This is a genomic window from Stenotrophomonas maltophilia group sp. Smal32, assembly GCF_030237085.1.
GTDB classification, from domain to species: Bacteria; Pseudomonadota; Gammaproteobacteria; order Xanthomonadales; family Xanthomonadaceae; genus Stenotrophomonas; species Stenotrophomonas maltophilia_Q.
In genome coordinates, this window is the sequence record NZ_JASJSI010000091.1 from 1 (window position 1) to 17,075 (window position 17,075).

General features: G+C 65.0%; 14 protein-coding genes and 11 tRNA genes. 22 read left to right on the forward strand and 3 right to left on the reverse strand.

Features of this window, described 5'->3' with window-relative positions:
• Positions 1 to 496 precede the first annotated feature (496 nt).
• The 4 genes from QRO91_RS17550 to QRO91_RS17565 all read left to right on the forward strand — a co-directional run bounded on the left by QRO91_RS17550 (position 497) and on the right by QRO91_RS17565 (position 4,195).
• Complete coding sequence (locus tag QRO91_RS17550) at positions 497 to 1,501, forward strand: isocitrate dehydrogenase (RefSeq protein WP_099551263.1); 1,005 nt, start codon at positions 497 to 499, stop codon at positions 1,499 to 1,501.
• Positions 1,502 to 1,702: 201 nt separating this feature from the next.
• Positions 1,703 to 2,446 carry a cysteine hydrolase family protein gene (locus QRO91_RS17555; protein ID WP_197619980.1) on the forward strand — a complete coding sequence of 248 codons (744 nt, stop codon included), beginning with the start codon at positions 1,703 to 1,705 and terminating at the stop codon, positions 2,444 to 2,446.
• A 53-nt stretch (positions 2,447 to 2,499) separates the two neighbouring features.
• A complete protein-coding gene (locus QRO91_RS17560) occupies positions 2,500 to 3,408 on the forward strand; it encodes a LysR family transcriptional regulator (protein ID WP_049431142.1) in 909 nt (302 codons plus the stop codon).
• Positions 3,409 to 3,433: 25 nt separating this feature from the next.
• On the forward strand, positions 3,434 to 4,195 hold the full coding sequence (locus tag QRO91_RS17565) for a sulfite exporter TauE/SafE family protein (RefSeq protein WP_049431144.1): 762 nt from the start codon (positions 3,434 to 3,436) through the stop codon (positions 4,193 to 4,195).
• A 3-nt stretch (positions 4,196 to 4,198) separates the two neighbouring features.
• Here QRO91_RS17565 and QRO91_RS17570 read toward each other — a convergent pair whose 3' ends face one another.
• Both QRO91_RS17570 and QRO91_RS17575 read right to left on the reverse strand, forming a co-directional pair.
• Positions 4,199 to 4,819, reverse strand: a complete 621-nt coding sequence (locus QRO91_RS17570; RefSeq protein WP_049431147.1) for a flavin reductase family protein — start codon at positions 4,817 to 4,819, stop codon at positions 4,199 to 4,201.
• A 70-nt stretch (positions 4,820 to 4,889) separates the two neighbouring features.
• A complete protein-coding gene (locus QRO91_RS17575) occupies positions 4,890 to 5,648 on the reverse strand; it encodes a Bax inhibitor-1/YccA family protein (RefSeq protein ID WP_049431150.1) in 759 nt (252 codons plus the stop codon).
• Between the two features lie 179 nt (positions 5,649 to 5,827).
• Here QRO91_RS17575 and QRO91_RS17580 point away from each other — a divergent pair.
• The 18 genes from QRO91_RS17580 to QRO91_RS17665 all read left to right on the forward strand — a co-directional run bounded on the left by QRO91_RS17580 (position 5,828) and on the right by QRO91_RS17665 (position 16,896).
• A tRNA-Pro gene (locus QRO91_RS17580) sits at positions 5,828 to 5,904 on the forward strand.
• A 39-nt stretch (positions 5,905 to 5,943) separates the two neighbouring features.
• Positions 5,944 to 6,020: transfer RNA gene (locus QRO91_RS17585), tRNA-Arg, on the forward strand.
• A gap of 174 nt (positions 6,021 to 6,194) precedes the next feature.
• Positions 6,195 to 6,271, forward strand: a tRNA-His gene (locus QRO91_RS17590).
• Between the two features lie 79 nt (positions 6,272 to 6,350).
• A tRNA-Lys gene (locus tag QRO91_RS17595) sits at positions 6,351 to 6,426 on the forward strand.
• Positions 6,427 to 6,624: 198 nt separating this feature from the next.
• Positions 6,625 to 6,700, forward strand: a tRNA-Lys gene (locus QRO91_RS17600).
• A 207-nt stretch (positions 6,701 to 6,907) separates the two neighbouring features.
• Entirely contained in the window at positions 6,908 to 7,213 is a 306-nt protein-coding gene (locus QRO91_RS17605) for a hypothetical protein (RefSeq protein WP_197619979.1), read from the forward strand.
• Positions 7,214 to 7,323: 110 nt separating this feature from the next.
• Positions 7,324 to 7,408, forward strand: a tRNA-Leu gene (locus QRO91_RS17610).
• 190 nt (positions 7,409 to 7,598) lie between these two features.
• On the forward strand, positions 7,599 to 8,894 hold the full coding sequence (gene tig / locus QRO91_RS17615; RefSeq protein ID WP_197651083.1) for a trigger factor: 1,296 nt from the start codon (positions 7,599 to 7,601) through the stop codon (positions 8,892 to 8,894).
• A gap of 76 nt (positions 8,895 to 8,970) precedes the next feature.
• Positions 8,971 to 9,597, forward strand: coding sequence for an ATP-dependent Clp endopeptidase proteolytic subunit ClpP (gene clpP / locus QRO91_RS17620; protein WP_004146318.1), 627 nt, complete (start codon positions 8,971 to 8,973; stop codon positions 9,595 to 9,597).
• Between the two features lie 126 nt (positions 9,598 to 9,723).
• Positions 9,724 to 11,013: an ATP-dependent Clp protease ATP-binding subunit ClpX gene (gene clpX, locus QRO91_RS17625; RefSeq protein ID WP_004154600.1), complete on the forward strand. Its 1,290-nt coding sequence runs from the start codon at positions 9,724 to 9,726 to the stop codon at positions 11,011 to 11,013.
• 142 nt (positions 11,014 to 11,155) lie between these two features.
• The gene (lon, locus tag QRO91_RS17630; protein WP_049426655.1) at positions 11,156 to 13,606 is read left to right on the forward strand and encodes an endopeptidase La; all 2,451 of its coding nucleotides are present in this window, start codon (positions 11,156 to 11,158) and stop codon (positions 13,604 to 13,606) included.
• A gap of 217 nt (positions 13,607 to 13,823) precedes the next feature.
• Entirely contained in the window at positions 13,824 to 14,096 is a 273-nt protein-coding gene (locus QRO91_RS17635; protein WP_004146343.1) for an HU family DNA-binding protein, read from the forward strand.
• 11 nt (positions 14,097 to 14,107) lie between these two features.
• Positions 14,108 to 14,182 (forward strand) — tRNA-Val (locus QRO91_RS17640).
• A 26-nt stretch (positions 14,183 to 14,208) separates the two neighbouring features.
• Positions 14,209 to 14,285 (forward strand) — tRNA-Asp (locus QRO91_RS17645).
• Positions 14,286 to 14,369: 84 nt separating this feature from the next.
• Positions 14,370 to 14,446, forward strand: a tRNA-Asp gene (locus QRO91_RS17650).
• Between the two features lie 87 nt (positions 14,447 to 14,533).
• Positions 14,534 to 14,610, forward strand: a tRNA-Asp gene (locus tag QRO91_RS17655).
• Between the two features lie 106 nt (positions 14,611 to 14,716).
• A tRNA-Asp gene (locus tag QRO91_RS17660) sits at positions 14,717 to 14,793 on the forward strand.
• A gap of 147 nt (positions 14,794 to 14,940) precedes the next feature.
• A complete protein-coding gene (locus QRO91_RS17665; RefSeq protein ID WP_197633207.1) occupies positions 14,941 to 16,896 on the forward strand; it encodes a peptidyl-prolyl cis-trans isomerase in 1,956 nt (651 codons plus the stop codon).
• Between the two features lie 58 nt (positions 16,897 to 16,954).
• Here the strand turns inward: QRO91_RS17665 and QRO91_RS17670 are convergent.
• Positions 16,955 to 17,075: transposase (locus QRO91_RS17670; protein ID WP_149860985.1), on the reverse strand; the 121-nt coding region annotated here is incomplete at its 5' end.

Below are 17,075 nucleotides of genomic sequence, written 5' to 3' on the forward strand. Positions count from 1 at the left end.
TATAGAGCTTCTGATTGGTCGGGTTGCGTTCAGTTTTTTTTTTTTTAGTATTTTTGGTGTGTGGTTTGTTTGTTGGTGGTATTTTCTTACGCGGGGCCGGCGGGGGGCGTGTGCTGTTCGCGGGGGGTGGGGGGGCGGGGGCGGGGGGGGGGGGGGGCGCGGGGGGGGGGGGGGGGGGGGGGGGGGGGGGGGGGGGCGGGGGGGGGGGGGGGGGGGGGGGGGGGCCCCCCCCCCCCCCCCCACTACCGGGCCCGCGAGGGGGCCTGCCCCGCGATCCAACAGTCCTGGAGCCCCCTTGTTGTTCAAGGGGGCGCGCCGACAGGCGCGGGGATAAGGTGGAATGCGCGGGCAATTCTGCCTGAGCCGGGGACTGGGACCATGGTCTATTTGGGACCTCGGCCCCGGCTCAGGCATAATTGCCGGTGAAACTTCCTTTGCGCCGGCGTTTCCGGGCACGTCCGGACGGCGTTTTTCCCCCTGTTCGGAACATCGATCAATGACGCAGAAAATTACGGTCATCCGCGGCGACGGCATTGGCCCGGAAATCATGGACGCCACCCTGTTCGTGCTCGACCAGCTGAACGCTGGCCTGGAGTACGAAGACGCCGACGCCGGCCTGGTGGCCCTGGAAAAGCACGGCGACCTGATGCCGGCGGTGACCCTGGAATCGATCGCGCGCAACAAGGTCGCGCTGAAGAGCCCGCTGACCACCCCGGTCGGTGGTGGCTTCACCTCGATCAACGTCAGCCTGCGCCGCCACTTCGACCTGTACGCCAACGTGCGTCCGGCCCACACCTTCCCGAACACCAAGTCGCGTTTCGACAACGTCGACCTGATCACCGTTCGTGAGAACACCGAAGGTGCGTACCTGGCCGAAGGCCAGGAAGTGTCGGCCGACGGCGAGACCGCCTTCTCCGGCACCCGCATCACCCGCAAGGGTTCCGAGCGCATCGTGCGCTACGCCTTCGAGCTGGCCCGCAGCGTCGGCCGCAAGAAGGTCACCGCCGTGCACAAGGCCAACATCATCAAGTCGACCTCGGGCCTGTTCCTGAACGTCGCCCGTGAAGTGGCCGCGCAGTACCCGGACATCGAGTTCCAGGAAATGATCGTCGACAACTGCTGCATGCAGCTGGTGATGCGTCCGGAACAGTTCGACGTGATCGTCACCACCAACCTGTTCGGCGACATCATCTCCGACCTGTGCGCCGGCCTGGTTGGCGGCCTGGGCCTGGCCCCGGGTGCCAACATCGGCAAGGACGCGGCGATCTTCGAAGCCGTGCACGGCACCGCGCCGGACATCGCCGGCCAGGGCAAGGCCAATCCGTGCGCGCTGCTGCTGGCAGCCGCGCAGATGCTGGACCATATCGGTCAGCCGGAAAACGCCGAGCGCCTGCGCAAGGCCATCGTCGCAACGATGGAAGCCAAGGATTCGCTGACCGGCGACCTCGGCGGCACCGGTACCACCATGAGCTTCGCCAAGGCCATCGCCACCCGCCTGTAAGCGGCCGGTCGACCTCGGTTGGATCCCAACGGGGCGCCTTCGGGCGCCCCGTTGCGTTTTCCGGTATATCCACGCCATGCGTGGATGACGGAATGATCGGTTGTGCGGTTTCCGCACAGATCATGTACCGCCGCACGGCTGGTCCGTGCGCCAATCGCTACGCATCCTGTGCCCCCACACCCACCACACAGGAACCCTCCCATGAACCTCACCGCCTTCGGCCTGGCCAGCCTGATCGGCATGGCCGCCACCGCCCCGGTTGCCGCTGCCGAGCCGTCCCATTCCACCATCCGCGACATGGCCGGCGTGCCGGTCGCGGCCTCGCTGGATGCCGCGAAGACCGCCGTGCTGGTGATCGACTTCCAGAACGAATACTTCGATGCCAGCGCTGCACCGGGCTTTGCCGGTGGCCGCATGGTCATTCCCGATGGCATGGCGGCGCTGCGCCAGGCCAAGCGGGTGGTCGAGTTCGCCGATGCGCATGGCATCCGTGTGATCCATGTGCAACACGTGCTGCCGGCCAGCGCGCCGTTGTTTGCGCAGGGCAGCGTCAACGCCGCCTTCCATCGTGACCTGCTGCCGCGCAAGGGCGAAACCGTGGTGCAGAAGGACAACGTCAGCGTGTTCGCTGGCGCTTCGGCTGCCGTGCTGGACACCGTGCTGAAGGACGCCGGCATCGACACGCTGATCGTCACCGGCCTGCAAACCCATGCCTGCGTGGCCGGTGCGGCCCGCGATGCAGCCGCCGCACCGCGTGGCTACCGGGTGATCGTGTCGTCCGATGCCAGCGCCAGTCGCGACCTGGATCTGGCCAGCGGCCAGCGCATGGATCATCGCGTGCTGCACGAGGCCTCGCTGGCGCAGATCGAGGACGCCTTCGGTGACGTTCTGAGTACCGATGCGATCCTGGCGCTGCCGGTGCGCAAAGCCGACGACGGCGCTTGATAAGCTGGCAGGGCCCGCATGCCGTGGGCCCTGCCAGGGGGAGCCGCTCGCTGATGGATCATTTCGCTGCCCTGCGTGCGCTGCGCGCCATCGTCGACGCAGGCAGCTTCACCGCTGCGGCAGAACGCCTGGGCACGACCCACTCGGCGATGTCACGGCAGCTGCGGCAACTGGAAGACCACCTGCAGGTACGCCTGCTCGATCGGAACAGCCGCCGGCTGTCATTGACCGAAGCCGGACGCGATTACTACCGGGAGGCGGGCGTGCTGCTCGATCGTCTGCAGGAGGCGGATGACCGCGCGCGTGCCGGGCAGGCGCAGCCCAGTGGCGCCGTACGCATCAGCGTGCCGCAGGTGGTCGCCAGCCAGGAGCTGCCCCAGTGGCTGCCGTCGTTCCTGCAGCGCAACCCACAGGTCTCGCTGGACCTGTCAGCCGATGATCAACTGGTCGATGTGGTGGGGGGCGGTTTCGACCTGGCCCTGCGCATCGCGCCCTCGTTGCCGGACAGCCAGCTGGTCGCGCGCGAACTGGCCAGCTGCCCGCGCATCCTGGTGGCCGCGCCGGCCTATCTGGCACGTCGTGGTCTGCCGCGGCAGGCTGCGGATCTCGAACAACATACGCTGCTGGGATTCAGTCCCACGCCGTCAATGCCGCCCTGGCAGCTGCAGGGGCCGCGCGGTACCTGCGTGAGCATCGAGGCCGGCCAGCGCCTGCGCGTGGATGCCACGCCTGCGCTGTATGCCGCCGCGCTGGCCGGAATGGGCATCAGCCTGTTCACTGCGCTGACCGTCCAGGAGGACCTGCGCGCGGGCCGCTTGATCCGCGTGCTGCCGGCCTGGCATGCCGGGCAGCGCCGCTACTTCGCGCTGTATCCGCATGCACGTGCGCTGGCGCCGAAAGTGCGCGCGCTGGTCGAGCACCTTGTAGCGCACTACGCTGCGCAGATGGGCGCGGCAGGGTAGCCGCGCGGTTGCAACCGAGGTGGTGATGGAGTCGGTGTATCTGCTGGTCGCGCTTGGCGCGATCGTTGCCGGGTTCGTGCAGGGGCTGTCCGGCTTCGCCTTCGGCATGGTGGCGATGTCGTTCTGGGCATGGGGGCTGGAGCCGCGACTGGCGGCCACACTGTCGGTGTTCGGCGCGCTGGTCGGCCAGCTGGTGGCGGTGTTCACCGTGCGCCGTGGCTTCAACCTGCGCCTGCTGCTGCCCTTCGTGCTGGGTGGGCTGGCCGGCATTCCGCTGGGCGTGATGGTGCTGCCGCAGCTGGACATGGACTGGTTCAAGGCTTTGCTGGGCGGCTTCCTGGCGCTGTGGTGCCCGGTGATGCTGATGGCGCGCTCGTTGCCGCCGATCACGATCGGAGGGCGCGTGGGTGACGCCATTGCCGGTATGGCCGGTGGCGTGCTCAGTGGCATCGGTGGCTTCGCCGGGCCGGTGCCGACGTTGTGGAGCACGCTGCGCGGCTTCGGCAAGGACGAGCAGCGCGCGGTCATCCAGAACTTCAACCTGGCCATGCTGGCGGTGACCATGGCCACCTATGTTGGCAGTGGACTGGTGACGCGGCAGATGCTGCCGTACTTCGCCATCGTGGCGCCGGCGATGCTGGCGCCGACCCTGCTGGGTGCGCGGGTCTACATCGGCATCAGCGAAGCGCGTTTCCGGCAGGTCGTGCTGAGCCTGCTCACGGCGTCAGGCATCGCGTTGCTGGCCTCGTCGCTGCCGGCGCTGCTGGCACGCGCGCCGGCGGCCTGAGACTCAGGCCGGGCGGAACATGCGGAAGCGTTGTTCGGCGCCGATGCGGAAGTAGTCGGCGGGGCCGCCGCCGCGCAGGATCGGCGCCGCTGCAGCGGTGTCGTAGATGCCATCGACCAGCAAACGGGTATCGATGTGCACTGCGACCACTTCGCCCAGCACCAGCCAGCCGTTGGTGTCCTGCCCGGCGGCATCGCGCAGGCGCACGATCTGGGTGCAGCGGCATTCCATGCTTACCGGGCTCTGTGCCACGCGGGGTGGCGCGACCTGCGTGGAGGCCAGTGGCGTCAGCCCGGCCAGGGCGAACTCGTCGACCTCCGGCCCGACCGCACGACAGCTTTCGTTCATTGCTTCGGCCAGGTCGAAGGTCGCCAGGTTCCAGGCGAACTCACCGGTCGCTTCAATGTTGCGCAGCGAGTCTTTGCGGCCCTGGCTGGAGAAGCCGATGATCGGCGGGGTGTAGTTGAACGCATTGAAGAAGCTGTACGGCGCCAGGTTCAATGTTCCTTCGCCGTCGCAGCTGGAAATCCAGCCGATCGGTCGTGGGCCGATGATGGCGTTGAACGGGTCGTGCGGCAGGCGGTGGCCGTCGGCCGGGCGATAGCTGTGGAAGGTGTGGGACATGGGGTGGGGTTCCAAAAAAGAAGCCGTGGCCCTCTCGGACCACGGCTTGTCGTTTACGACCTGATGGGGCTCAGCGCTGCTGGATCTTCGACAGCAGGCGCAGGAACTCCACATACAGCCAGACCAGGGTCACCATCAGGCCGAATGCGCCATACCACTCCATGTACTTCGGCGCGCGCTGGGCCACGCCGGTTTCGATGAAGTCGAAATCCAGCACCAGGTTCAGCGCGGCGACGACCACCACGAACAGGCTGAAAGCAATGCCCAACCAGCTGGAGTCGTGGATCACCGGCACATCGATGTTGAAGAAGCCGAGCACGAACGAGGCCAGGTAGAGCAGGGCGATGCCGCCGGTGGCGGCGACCACGCCCATCTTGAAGTTCTCGGTGGCCTTGATCATGCCGCTGCGGTACGCGAACAGCAGCGCGGCCAGGGTGCCGAAGGTCAGCAGCACGGCCTGGAATACGATGCCCGGGTACTTCATGTTGAACAGGGCCGAGACGGCGCCCAGGAACAGGCCTTCGACCAGCGCGTACATCGGTGCGGTGACCGGCGACCATTCCTTCTTGAAGATGGTGATCAGCGCCAGCACCAGGCCGCCGATTGCACCGCCGATGGCGTACAGGCTCGCGCTGCCGGAAATCTGGCCGTACTCATCGACCGACTGGCTCCAGGCGAACGCCGCGGTCAGCACGGTCAGCAGCAGCAGGATGCCGGTCTTGTTGGCGGTGCCGTTGAGGGTCATGACCTGGTCGGGGCTGGTCACCACCGAGCCACTGGCGAGGTCCAGGAAGGTCGACTCGGAAAGAGCCGGGTTGCCGCTGCGCATGCGTGTTCTCCGTGCGAATGAGGGACTGGACGGCCATCCGGCCGATGACCGGGAGCATAGCCGATGGCTGCGCGTGGCGCCGTGCCACGCGTCGGGTCCGGATCGCCGCGTTGACAGTTCATGATGCGCTTGGCCACAATGACCAGCTCCCCGGGCCTGGCCCGAGGGGATTGCAAGACCGGGGTATAGCGCAGTCTGGTAGCGCGCCTGCTTTGGGAGCAGGATGTCGGGGGTTCGAATCCCTCTACCCCGACCAATCCCACATCACGTCGGATTGGACGCCGTTCCGGTTCGGGCGCCCGTAGCTCAACTGGATAGAGCACCGGCCTTCTAAGCCGGCGGTTACAGGTTCGATTCCTGTCGGGCGCGCCATTGGCGAGGCACTGGGATCGCATCGACGGATGTGAAGAAGTGCTTGCAAAAGCGTAAAGACTCCACCAGAATATCGGACTCGCTTCGGCGGACCGGAACTTCGGTGACAGTCTCCAGGCAAAGGTTTGAAGCTCCCGCGTCGGCAGTAGCGGCGGTGGGGCGAAAGTTTCAGTGGTGGCTGTAGCTCAGTTGGTTAGAGTACCGGATTGTGATTCCGGTGGTCGGGGGTTCGAATCCCCTCAGCCACCCCACTGATTCAACCGCATCGGCGCTGCCGAAACGGTATTGCAATAAACAGAACGCACGCTACAATGTGCGTCTGAGTTTCACGGGCCGTTAGCTCAGTTGGTAGAGCAGTTGACTCTTAATCAATAGGTCCAAGGTTCGAATCCTTGACGGCCCACCAAGACGGAAGCCACCTGGTACGCCAGGTGGCTTTTTTCTTATAAGTGTGACCCCATCATTTCGATGGATCACGCGCTGAAGCGCTCCGCCTGGCGGGGCCGCTGCAGCGGCAGCGGGACCGCAGCGCTGGTTTCAACGATGTTGAAAAAAGTGCTTGCACCCACCGAGCGGATCGGGTCATAATTCGCGCCCCGATTTCGGGCTGTTAGCTCAGTTGGTAGAGCAGTTGACTCTTAATCAATAGGTCCAAGGTTCGAATCCTTGACAGCCCACCAGACGAAAGCCACTTGGTCAGCCAAGTGGCTTTTTTCTTGCCTGTGGCCTGGCTGAGTGCGCCAAGTCGCTACTGAAGCGGTGATGAAACCGGGGTCATACGCGTCATCAGTGTTTTCAATGCTGTGCGCTGCTTCTCACCGCTTCGTGTCCTGCATCGCACCCAATGGTTCTTCCGCGCTGATGGCGCATGCATGAAGGAGAATCTGATGGCCGATATCAACCGACGCGTTTCATGGGCGATGGTTCCGCTCGCGCTGGTGGCGCTCGCTGCCTGCAGCCCGCCGGGCGACCCAGCGCAGACCGTGCAGCGCGATGCCGATGCGCAGCATGTTCCCGCACCTCCTGTCGGTGAGGCGATGGAGATGCAGCCGGCGGCGCCGGCTGAAGGCGTGACCCAGCCCGAAGCGGTGCAGCTGCGCCGGACCGATGGCGGTGGCATCGAGATCCGCAACGTGGACGCAGCGGACGGGCAGGGGGCTGACGCAGCGCCCGCCGCACCCCTGAAACCCTGATCCAGGGCCGTCCCGGGCGGCTGCCGGTCGTCCGGGACAGCAGATTCAGCTTTGTGCAGACCTTTCGCTTCCGGCCCCCGCCTGCGACAATGAAGGCCTGTGCCGGCCACGCGAAAGTGGCGGAATTGGTAGACGCCCTGGATTTAGGTTCCAGTGCCGCAAGGCGTGGGGGTTCGAGTCCCCCCTTTCGCACCAGTGCCGGCCTGTCTCCCCGCCCAGATCGGGCCCGCTGCACCCCTTGACCGGCACGCGCTGGCAGTGCAGGCCAAATTGGGCGAAACTAAAGGGCTGCGGCAAGCAGGCGCGTCCCAGACGCCGTGTCCTTACAACCGTTTCATCCCAATCATCGAGCCGGGGGCCTGGGCCACCGGTGGCAGGAGTCAACATGCAAGCTTCGATCGAATCCACCGGCAACCTGGAACGCCGCCTGAGCTTCTCGCTGCCGGAAGAGCGTCTGCAGAGCCACATCGTCGGCCGCCTGGGCGAAATCGCCCGTACCACCCGCATCAAGGGCTTCCGCCCGGGCAAGGTGCCGGCCAAGGTGATCGAGCAGCGCTTCGGCGCGCAGGTCCGTGGCGAGGCGCTGGACGGCCTGCTGCGCGAAACCTTCGACGCGGCCGTGCGCGAGCACGACCTGCGCATCGTCGGCAGCCCGCGCATCGACAAGGGCGACGAGGGTGAGTTCTCCTTCGTGGCCACCGTGGAAGTGGTGCCGGACTTCGGCGACATCGACGTCAGCAAGCTGACCGTGGTGCGCCACAGCGCCGAGATCACCGACGCCGACATCGACCAGATGATCGAGAACCTGCAGAACCAGCGTCGTACCTGGGCCCCGGTCAGCCGTGGCGCGCAGGACGGTGACCTGGTCGCGGTGGAAACCTGGTCGCAGGCCGGCGAAGAGCGCCTGCCGGCCGAAGGCACCGAGAAGGGTTCGATCGTGCTCGGCCAGGGCATGATGTTCGAAACCATCGAAAAGGGCCTGGTCGGCCTGGCCAAGGGTGAAGAGAAGACCCTGGACGTCGAGTTCCCGGCTGACTGGCGCGTGCCGGTGCTGGCCGGCAAGACCGTGCAGGTCACCGTCAAGGTTGCCGAAGTCTCCGAGCCGGTCGTGCCGGCGGTCGACGAAGCCTTCATCAAGAGCTTCGGCGTGAAGGGTGGCGATGTGGAGCAGTTCCGCAGCGACATCCGCGCCAACCTGGAGCGCGAGCTGAAGGGCGCCCTGATGAACCGCCTGCGCCGCGAAGTGGGCGAGCAGCTGATCGCCGCCTATTCCTCGGTGGAAATGCCGCCGCGCCTGGTCGAGAACGAAGCCCGCGCCATGCTGGCCCAGCAGATCGAGCAGATCCGCCGCAACGGCCAGAACGTCGGCGAGATCCCGGCCGACGCCCACGAAGGCTTCAAGGACGCCGCCGCCAAGCGCGTGCTGGTCGGCCTGCTGGTCGGTGAAGTGGCCCGCATCAACGACCTGCGCCTGGAAGCCAAGCGCCTGAACGAAACGATGCGTCTGATCGCTTCGACCTACGAAGAGCCGGACCAGGTCATTGAGATGTACCGCAACGACCCCCAGCTGATGTCTGGCCTGCAGAACCGTGTGATGGAAGAGCAGGTGATCGACTGGATCGCCGAGCGTGCCCAGCACACCGAAGAGAAGCTGTCGTTCCAGGACGCGATCCGCCAGTAAGCCCGGGCGGATCACCGGATGCCCCGCGCCTTTGCCGGCGCGGGGTTGTAGCCCCCCAAGATAGGTACCTCACGTAATGGACAACCGAACCAAAGCCCTGAACCTGGTTCCGATGGTGGTCGAGCAGACCAGCCGCGGCGAGCGTGCCTACGACATCTATTCGCGCCTGTTGAAGGAGCGCCTGATCTTCCTCGTGGGCCCGATCGACGATCACATGGCCAACGTGGTGGTGGCGCAGTTGCTGTTCCTGGAATCGGAAAACCCGGAAAAGGACATCAACATCTACATCAACTCGCCGGGTGGCGTGGTCACCGCCGGCATGGCGATCTACGACACCATGCAGTACATCAAGCCGAATGTGAGCACCACCTGCATCGGCCAGGCCGCCTCGATGGGCGCCCTGCTGCTGGCCGCGGGTGAAGCCGGCAAGCGCTATGCGCTGCCGAACTCGCGCGTGATGATCCACCAGCCGCTGGGCGGCTACCAGGGCCAGGCCACCGACATCGACATCCACGCGCGTGAGATCCTGACCCTGCGTTCGCGCCTGAACGAGGTGCTGGCCAAGCACACCGGCCAGTCGCTGGAGACGATCGCCCGCGATACCGAGCGCGACAACTTCAAGAGCGCCTTCGAGGCGCAGGCCTACGGTCTGGTCGACCAGGTCCTGGAGCGTCGTCCGGATGAGTCGATCCAGGCCGGCTGACCGGCCTTCACGGGGCCATGGAGGCCCCGTTCCTGCAGGGTCGGGCGGGACTGGTGTCCCCTCGGCCCTGTGCTATTCTCGAATCGAACCCCCGTTCAGCGGGTGGGGTAACTGGGTAAGCGAAGCATGAGCGAAGACCGCCAAGGTCGTTCCACGGACACCGGCAAGATCCTCTACTGCTCTTTCTGCGGCAAGAGCCAGCATGAAGTGCGCAAGCTGATTGCGGGTCCGAGCGTGTTCATCTGCGATGAGTGCGTGGAGCTGTGCAACGACATCATCCGCGAGGAGCTTGAGGAAAAGGCGCAGTCGGCGCGCAGTTCGCTGCCGAAGCCGCGCGAGATCCTCGAGGTGCTCGACCAGTACGTGATCGGCCAGAACCGCGCCAAGCGCACCCTCGCCGTGGCCGTGTACAACCACTACAAGCGCATCGAGAGCCGGCAGAAGAACGACGACGTCGAACTGGCGAAGTCGAACATCCTGCTGGTCGGCCCGACCGGTTCGGGCAAGACCCTGCTGGCCGAGACCCTGGCCCGCCTGCTCAACGTGCCGTTCACCATGGCCGACGCCACCACGCTGACCGAAGCCGGTTACGTGGGCGAGGATGTGGAGAACATCATCCAGAAGCTGCTGCAGAAGTGCGACTACGACGTCGAGAAGGCGCAGCAGGGCATCGTCTACATCGATGAAATCGACAAGATCTCGCGCAAGAGCGAGAACCCGTCGATCACCCGCGATGTGTCCGGCGAAGGCGTGCAGCAGGCCCTGCTGAAGCTGATCGAAGGCACCGTGGCCAGCGTTCCGCCGCAGGGCGGCCGCAAGCATCCGCAGCAGGAATTCCTGCAGGTGGACACCAAGAACATCCTGTTCATCTGCGGCGGCGCGTTCGCCGGGCTGGACAAGGTGATCCAGGCCCGTTCCACCGACGTCGGCAGCATCGGCTTCGGCGCCAAGGTGAAGAGCAGCGAGCGCAAGCAGGAAGTGGGCAAGGTGCTGGCCGAAGTCGAGCCGGAAGACCTGATCAAGTTCGGCCTGATCCCCGAGTTCGTCGGTCGCCTGCCGGTGGTGGCGACCCTGGAGGAGCTGGACGAGCCGGCCCTGATCAAGATCCTGACCGAGCCGAAGAACGCCATCACCAAGCAGTTCAAGAAGCTGTTCGAGATGGAGAACGTCGAGCTGGAGTTCCGCCCGGACGCGTTGTCGGCCATTGCCCGCAAGGCGCTCAAGCGCAAGACCGGTGCCCGTGGCCTGCGCACCATCGTCGAATCGGTCCTGCTGGACACCATGTACGACCTGCCGTCGCAGGAAAACGTCAGCAAGGTGGTGGTGGACGAGTCGGTGATCGAGCACAAGTCCGAGCCGTACCTGATCTACCAGACCCCGGCGGCCCCTGAACAGAAGGCCGCAGGCGCCGAGTGATCCTTCCAGGTTGTTGATTGGAAAGGATTTTCAAGGAATGCCTTGCATCTGAAAGCCGATGGCCCCATAACGGGGCCATCGGCTTTTTTTGTCTCCGGAAGATGCCCTCCCGGAGGCGGTTTTCCCCTTCCCTGGAGCCCCCATGGCCCGTTCCCCAAGTGAAACCCTCGACCTGCCGGTCCTGCCGCTGCGCGACGTAGTGGTGTTCCCGCACATGGTCATCCCGCTGTTCGTCGGCCGTGACAAGTCCATGCACGCGCTCGAACAGGCAATGGAATCGGACAAGCGCATCCTGCTGCTGGCGCAGAAGTCGGCCGAGACCGACGACCCGCATGCGGCCGACCTCTACCAGGTCGGTACGCTGGCGCAGGTGCTGCAGCTGCTGAAGCTGCCCGACGGCACCATCAAGGTGCTGGTCGAAGGCCTGTCGCGCGTGCAGGTCACCCACGTCGACGAGCGCAACGGCTCGCTGCACGGCCAGGCCGTGGAGATCGACGCCACCGACGAGCGCGAAGCGCGCGAGGTCGAGGCGATCGCACGCTCGCTGATGTCGTTGTTCGAGCAGTACGTCAAGACCAACCGCAAGCTGCCGCCGGAACTGCTGCAGACGCTGTCGGGCATCGATGAGCCGGCACGCCTGGCCGATACCATCGCCGCGCACATCAGCGTGCGCCTGGCCGACAAGCAGCGGCTGCTGGAAACGCTGGCCGTGGGCGACCGCCTGGAGATGCTGGTCGGCCTGGTCGACGGCGAGATCGACGTGCAGCAGATGGAGAAGCGCATCCGCGGCCGCGTGAAGTCGCAGATGGAGAAGAGCCAGCGCGAGTACTACCTCAACGAACAGATGAAGGCCATCCAGAAGGAGCTGGGTGACCTGGACGACGCACCGGGCGAGCTGGAAGAACTGGCCCGCAAGATCGCCGAAGCCGGCATGCCGAAGGCCGTTGAAGCCAAGGCACGCAACGAACTGAACAAGCTCAAGCAGATGTCGCCGATGTCCGCCGAAGCGGCCGTCGTGCGCAACTACCTGGAGTGGTTGCTGGGCGTGCCGTGGAAGAAGCGCAGCAAGGTGCGCAAGGACCTCAAGGCCGCGCAGGACACCCTGGACGCCGATCACTACGGCCTGGAGAAGGTCAAGGAACGCATCCTTGAATACCTGGCGGTGCAGTCGCGCGTGAAGCAGATGAAGGGCCCGATCCTGTGCCTGGTCGGGCCGCCGGGCGTGGGCAAGACCTCGCTGGGCCAGTCCATCGCCAAGGCCACCAACCGCAAGTTCGTGCGCATGTCGCTGGGCGGCGTGCGCGACGAGGCGGAGATCCGTGGTCACCGTCGTACCTACGTCGGTTCGATGCCGGGCCGCATCGTGCAGAACCTCAACAAGGTCGGCAGCAAGAACCCGCTGTTCGTGCTCGACGAGATCGACAAGATGTCGATGGACTTCCGTGGCGATCCGTCCTCGGCGCTGCTGGAAGTGCTCGACCCGGAACAGAACAACGCCTTCAACGACCACTACCTGGAAGTGGACCTGGACCTGTCCGAAGTGATGTTCGTGGCCACCTCGAACTCGCTCAACATTCCGGGCCCGCTGCTGGACCGCATGGAAGTGATCCGCATCCCCGGCTACACCGAGGATGAGAAGCTCAACATCGCCACCCGTTATCTGGTGCCCAAGCAGATCAAGGCCAACGGCCTGCAGCCGGAAGAGCTGGAGATCGGCAGCGATGCCATCCAGGACATCGTGCGCTACTACACGCGCGAATCGGGCGTGCGCAACCTGGAACGCGAGATCGCCAAGATCTGCCGCAAGGTGGTGAAGGAGATCGCGCTGGCCGGCCCGCAGCCGGCGGCGAAGGCGAAGAAGGGTGCGAAGAAGAAGGCGCTGGTGAGCGTGTCCAGCAAGAACCTGGACAAGTACCTGGGCGTGCGTCGCTTCGACTTCGGCCGTGCCGAGGAAGAGAACGAGATCGGCCTGGTCACCGGCCTGGCCTGGACCGAGGTCGGCGGCGATCTGCTGCAGATCGAATCGACGCTGGTGCCGGGCAAGGGCCAGCTGATCCTGACCGGCCAGCTCGGCAACGTGATGAAGGAATCGGCGTCGGCGGCACTGTCGGTGGTGCGTTCGCGCGCGGTCGGCTTCGGCATCGACAGCGACTTCCTGCAGAAGCATGACGTGCACCTGCACGTGCCGGATGGTGCCACGCCGAAGGACGGCCCAAGTGCCGGCGCGGCGATGGTGACCTCGCTGGTGTCGATGCTGACCAAGGTGCCGGTGCGTGCCGATGTTGCGATGACCGGCGAGATCACCCTGCGTGGTCGCGTCACCGCGATCGGTGGCCTGAAGGAAAAGCTGCTGGCGGCACTGCGTGGTGGCATCCGCACGGTCATCATCCCGGAAGAGAACCGCAAGGACCTGGCCGACATTCCGGCCAACGTCACCCGCGATCTGAAGATCGTGCCGGTGAAGTACATCGAAGAAGTCCTGGACCTGGCGCTGGAGCGTCCGTTGGCACCGAAGAGGGCGCGCAAGAGTGCGCAGCGTGTCACGGTGCGCAGCAAGGCCAAACCGAGTGGAAGCGCGCGCGTCAAGCATTGATGCGCGCTGTCCAATGGCCCGAAACCCGCGTCGTTGCTGGCTTTCCAGCTTGCGTGGGGGTAGGGCCACTGGTATAAAAGCAGCACTCGCGAATGAGTGATCGCTGTCAGCGATGACTGAATCGGCGAACCGTTTCCACATGGCGGCCGCATGCAGAAGGCATGCGGTTGCTTCCCTGTCGAATAAGCGGAACCCACCGCCAAAGGAGTTGTAGAGAATGAACAAGACCGAATTGATCGATGCCGTTGCTGAAGCTGCCGACCTGACCAAGGCCGAGTCCAGCCGCGCTGTCGATGCCGTCGTTGCTGCCGTCACCAAGGCGCTGAAGGACGGCGATGCGGTCACCCTGGTTGGCTTCGGTACCTTCCAGGTCCGCGACCGTGCTGCACGCACCGGCCGCAACCCGAAGACCGGCGACACCATCAAGATCGCTGCTTCGAAGAATCCGTCGTTCAAGGCTGGTAAGGCCCTGAAGGATGCTGTAAACTAAGCGGCTCGCTGGGGTGCTTAGCTCAGCGGTAGAGCGTCTCCTTTACACGGAGAGGGTCGGGGGTTCGAAACCCTCAGCACCCACCACAGCACCGCGGTAAAAGTTTGAGTGTGGAGCGGTAGTTCAGCTGGTTAGAATGCTGGCCTGTCACGCCGGAGGTCGCGGGTTCGAGTCCCGTCCGCTCCGCCATTCAACGAGGCCTCCGGCCAAAAGCTGGAGGCTTTGTTTTCTTCCCGGTCCAGGCTGGTTGGAAAGCAAAAAAAGCAACAATGCGGAGCGGTAGTTCAGCTGGTTAGAATGCTGGCCTGTCACGCCGGAGGTCGCGGGTTCGAGTCCCGTCCGCTCCGCCACTACATCGAGGCCCCCGGCCTGAAGCCGGGGGCCTTGTCTTCTCCCCGGAAGGTTCGGGAAGAAGGCGAAAAGGTTTTTGCAAGAACGGAGCGGTAGTTCAGCTGGTTAGAATGCTGGCCTGTCACGCCGGAGGTCGCGGGTTCGAGTCCCGTCCGCTCCGCCATTGCAGAATTCTTAAGTCCCTGTGAAAAAACTTTGAAAAAAGTGTTCATCGGGCTGGGTTTCCAGGGAGTCTTCGGATATACTGGGCGCCTGCAAAGTTTCAGCGCGGAGCGGTAGTTCAGCTGGTTAGAATGCTGGCCTGTCACGCCGGAGGTCGCGGGTTCGAGTCCCGTCCGCTCCGCCAACTTTAAAAGCCCTCGGCGCAAGCCGGGGGCTTTTTCTTTGTGTCGTCGCGAAGCGGTGCGCAGGCCACGCCGGTGCTGCTTTTGGTCCCTGCGGCGAAGCGGGTTACACTGCCGGGCTCGCCAATCAGGCCTTGTGATTCCTCACCATGCTGCAGAAACTCCGCGACAAGACCTCAGGCTGGATCGTCACCGTGATCCTGGGGCTGCTGATGATTCCGTTCCTGTTCGTGATCGACAACAGCTACCTGGGTGGCGTTGGCGCACAGAACGTGGCCAAGGTTTCCGCGCCCCCGACCTGGTGGCGTTCGGCACCGTCGTGGTGGCCGGTGCGCATGCTGTGGCAGCACCATGAGATCAGCGCGCAGGATTTCCGCACCCGCTTCGAGCAGGAGCGCATGCGTGAGCGCCAGCAGCAGGGCGAGAACTTCGACCCGCGCGCGTTCGAGAGCACCCAGAACAAGCTGGCCGTGCTCGACCAGCTGATCGACGAGCAGGTCGTGCGCCTGGTCGGCGAGCAGGCCGGCGTGGTGATCGGCGATGGCGCGGTGCGCGAGTACATCGCCACCATCCCGGCCTTCCTCGATTCGAACGGCAAGTTCAACGAGAACAACTACCGCCTGGCGCTGGCCGGTGGCAATCCGCCGCGTACCCCGACCCAGTTCCAGGAACTGGTGCGTGAGAGCCTGCAGCAGTCGGTGATTCCGTCGGGCCTGCAGAACTCCGGCTTCGTTACCCAGTCCGAGACCGAGCGCCTGCTGAAGCTGCTGGGCGAAACCCGCGACGTCGAACTGGCCGCGCTGCCGGAAGTGCCGGCCGATACCGCGCCGGTGACCGATGCGCAGATCAAGCAGTGGTACGACAGCCACGGCAAGGACTTCCGCCAGGCCGAGAGCGTCTCGCTGGAGTACGTCGAGATCAATGGCGCGAACCTGCCGGCACCGACCGCAGCCGATGAAGCCACCCTGCGCAAGCGCTATGAAGACGAGAAGGCGAAGTTCACCACGCCGGAGCAGCGCCAGGCCTCGCATATCCTGATCACCGGCGACGGTGCCGAAGCCAAGGCGAACAAGATTGCCGCCGAAGCCAAGGCCGCCGGCGCCGACTTCGCTGCACTGGCCAAGGCCAACTCGGAAGACCCGGGTTCGAAGGGGCAGGGGGGGGACCTGGGTTGGGTCGAACGCGGCGCGATGGTCAAGCCGTTTGAAGATGCGCTGTTCGCCGCCAAGGCCGGTGACGTGATTGGTCCGGTCAAGACCGAATTCGGCTATCACATCATCAAGGTTGCCGCGGTCCGTGGTGGCCAGGGCAAGTCCTTCGAGGAAGTGCGTGACACGCTGGCTGCCGAGCAGCTGAAGGCCGATGGCGAGCGCGGCTTCAACGAACTGGCCGGCCGTCTGGTCGACGCCATCAACAAGAGCCCGAGCGATCTGGCTGCTGCGGCCAAGGAAGTGAACCTGCCGCTGCAGACCCTGGGCCCGATCACCCGCGCCACCGCCAGTGGCATCGCCGCTGACCCGGCCGTGCTGCGTGCCGCGTTCTCCGACGTGCTGGTGCAGGACGGGACCGCCAGCGACCCGATCGCTCTGGGCGGCGCGACCAACCACAGCGTGGTCATCCGCGTGGCCGCGCACACCCCGGAACAGGCCATGCCGCTGGACAAGGCCCGCGAGCAGGTGATCGCCGCGATCCGTGCCGACCGCCAGCGCCAGGCCAGCGACAAGGCAGCCGATGCCGTGCTGGCCAAGCTGAAGGCGGGCGCCACCCTGCAGTCGCTGGCGGCCAGCGAGAAGCTGCAGCTGAGCCCGATGCCGGGCCTGCCGCGCAGCCAGCCGGTGCCGACCCCGGAAATCAACCGCGCGATCTTCAGCGCGCCGGTGCCGGCCGAGGGCAAGCCGAGCTACGGCAAGGTCGACGTCAACGGCCACGCGCTGCTGTTCGCGGTGAACAAGGTGAACCCGGGCGACGTGAAGGAAGTGACCGCCGAGCAGCAGAAGCAGCTGAAGGACCAGCTGAGCCAGATCGATGGCATGGCTGCGGCCAAGGCCTACGTCGAGGCGATGCGCAAGAAGTTCGTGATCCAGACCACCGAAGCGAACCTGTAAGCCTCGCGGTGGACAGGACGAGAAAGGCCCGGCAATGCCGGGCCTTTTTTATGGTTCTTCACCCAAGTCCGGGGAAGGCTGCACGGATTTTGAGGAAGAAATAGGCGTCGTCTCGGTATCCGTAGGCGACGCGCTTGATGACCTTGATCTTGTTGTTGATTCCCTCGACCAGATTCGTT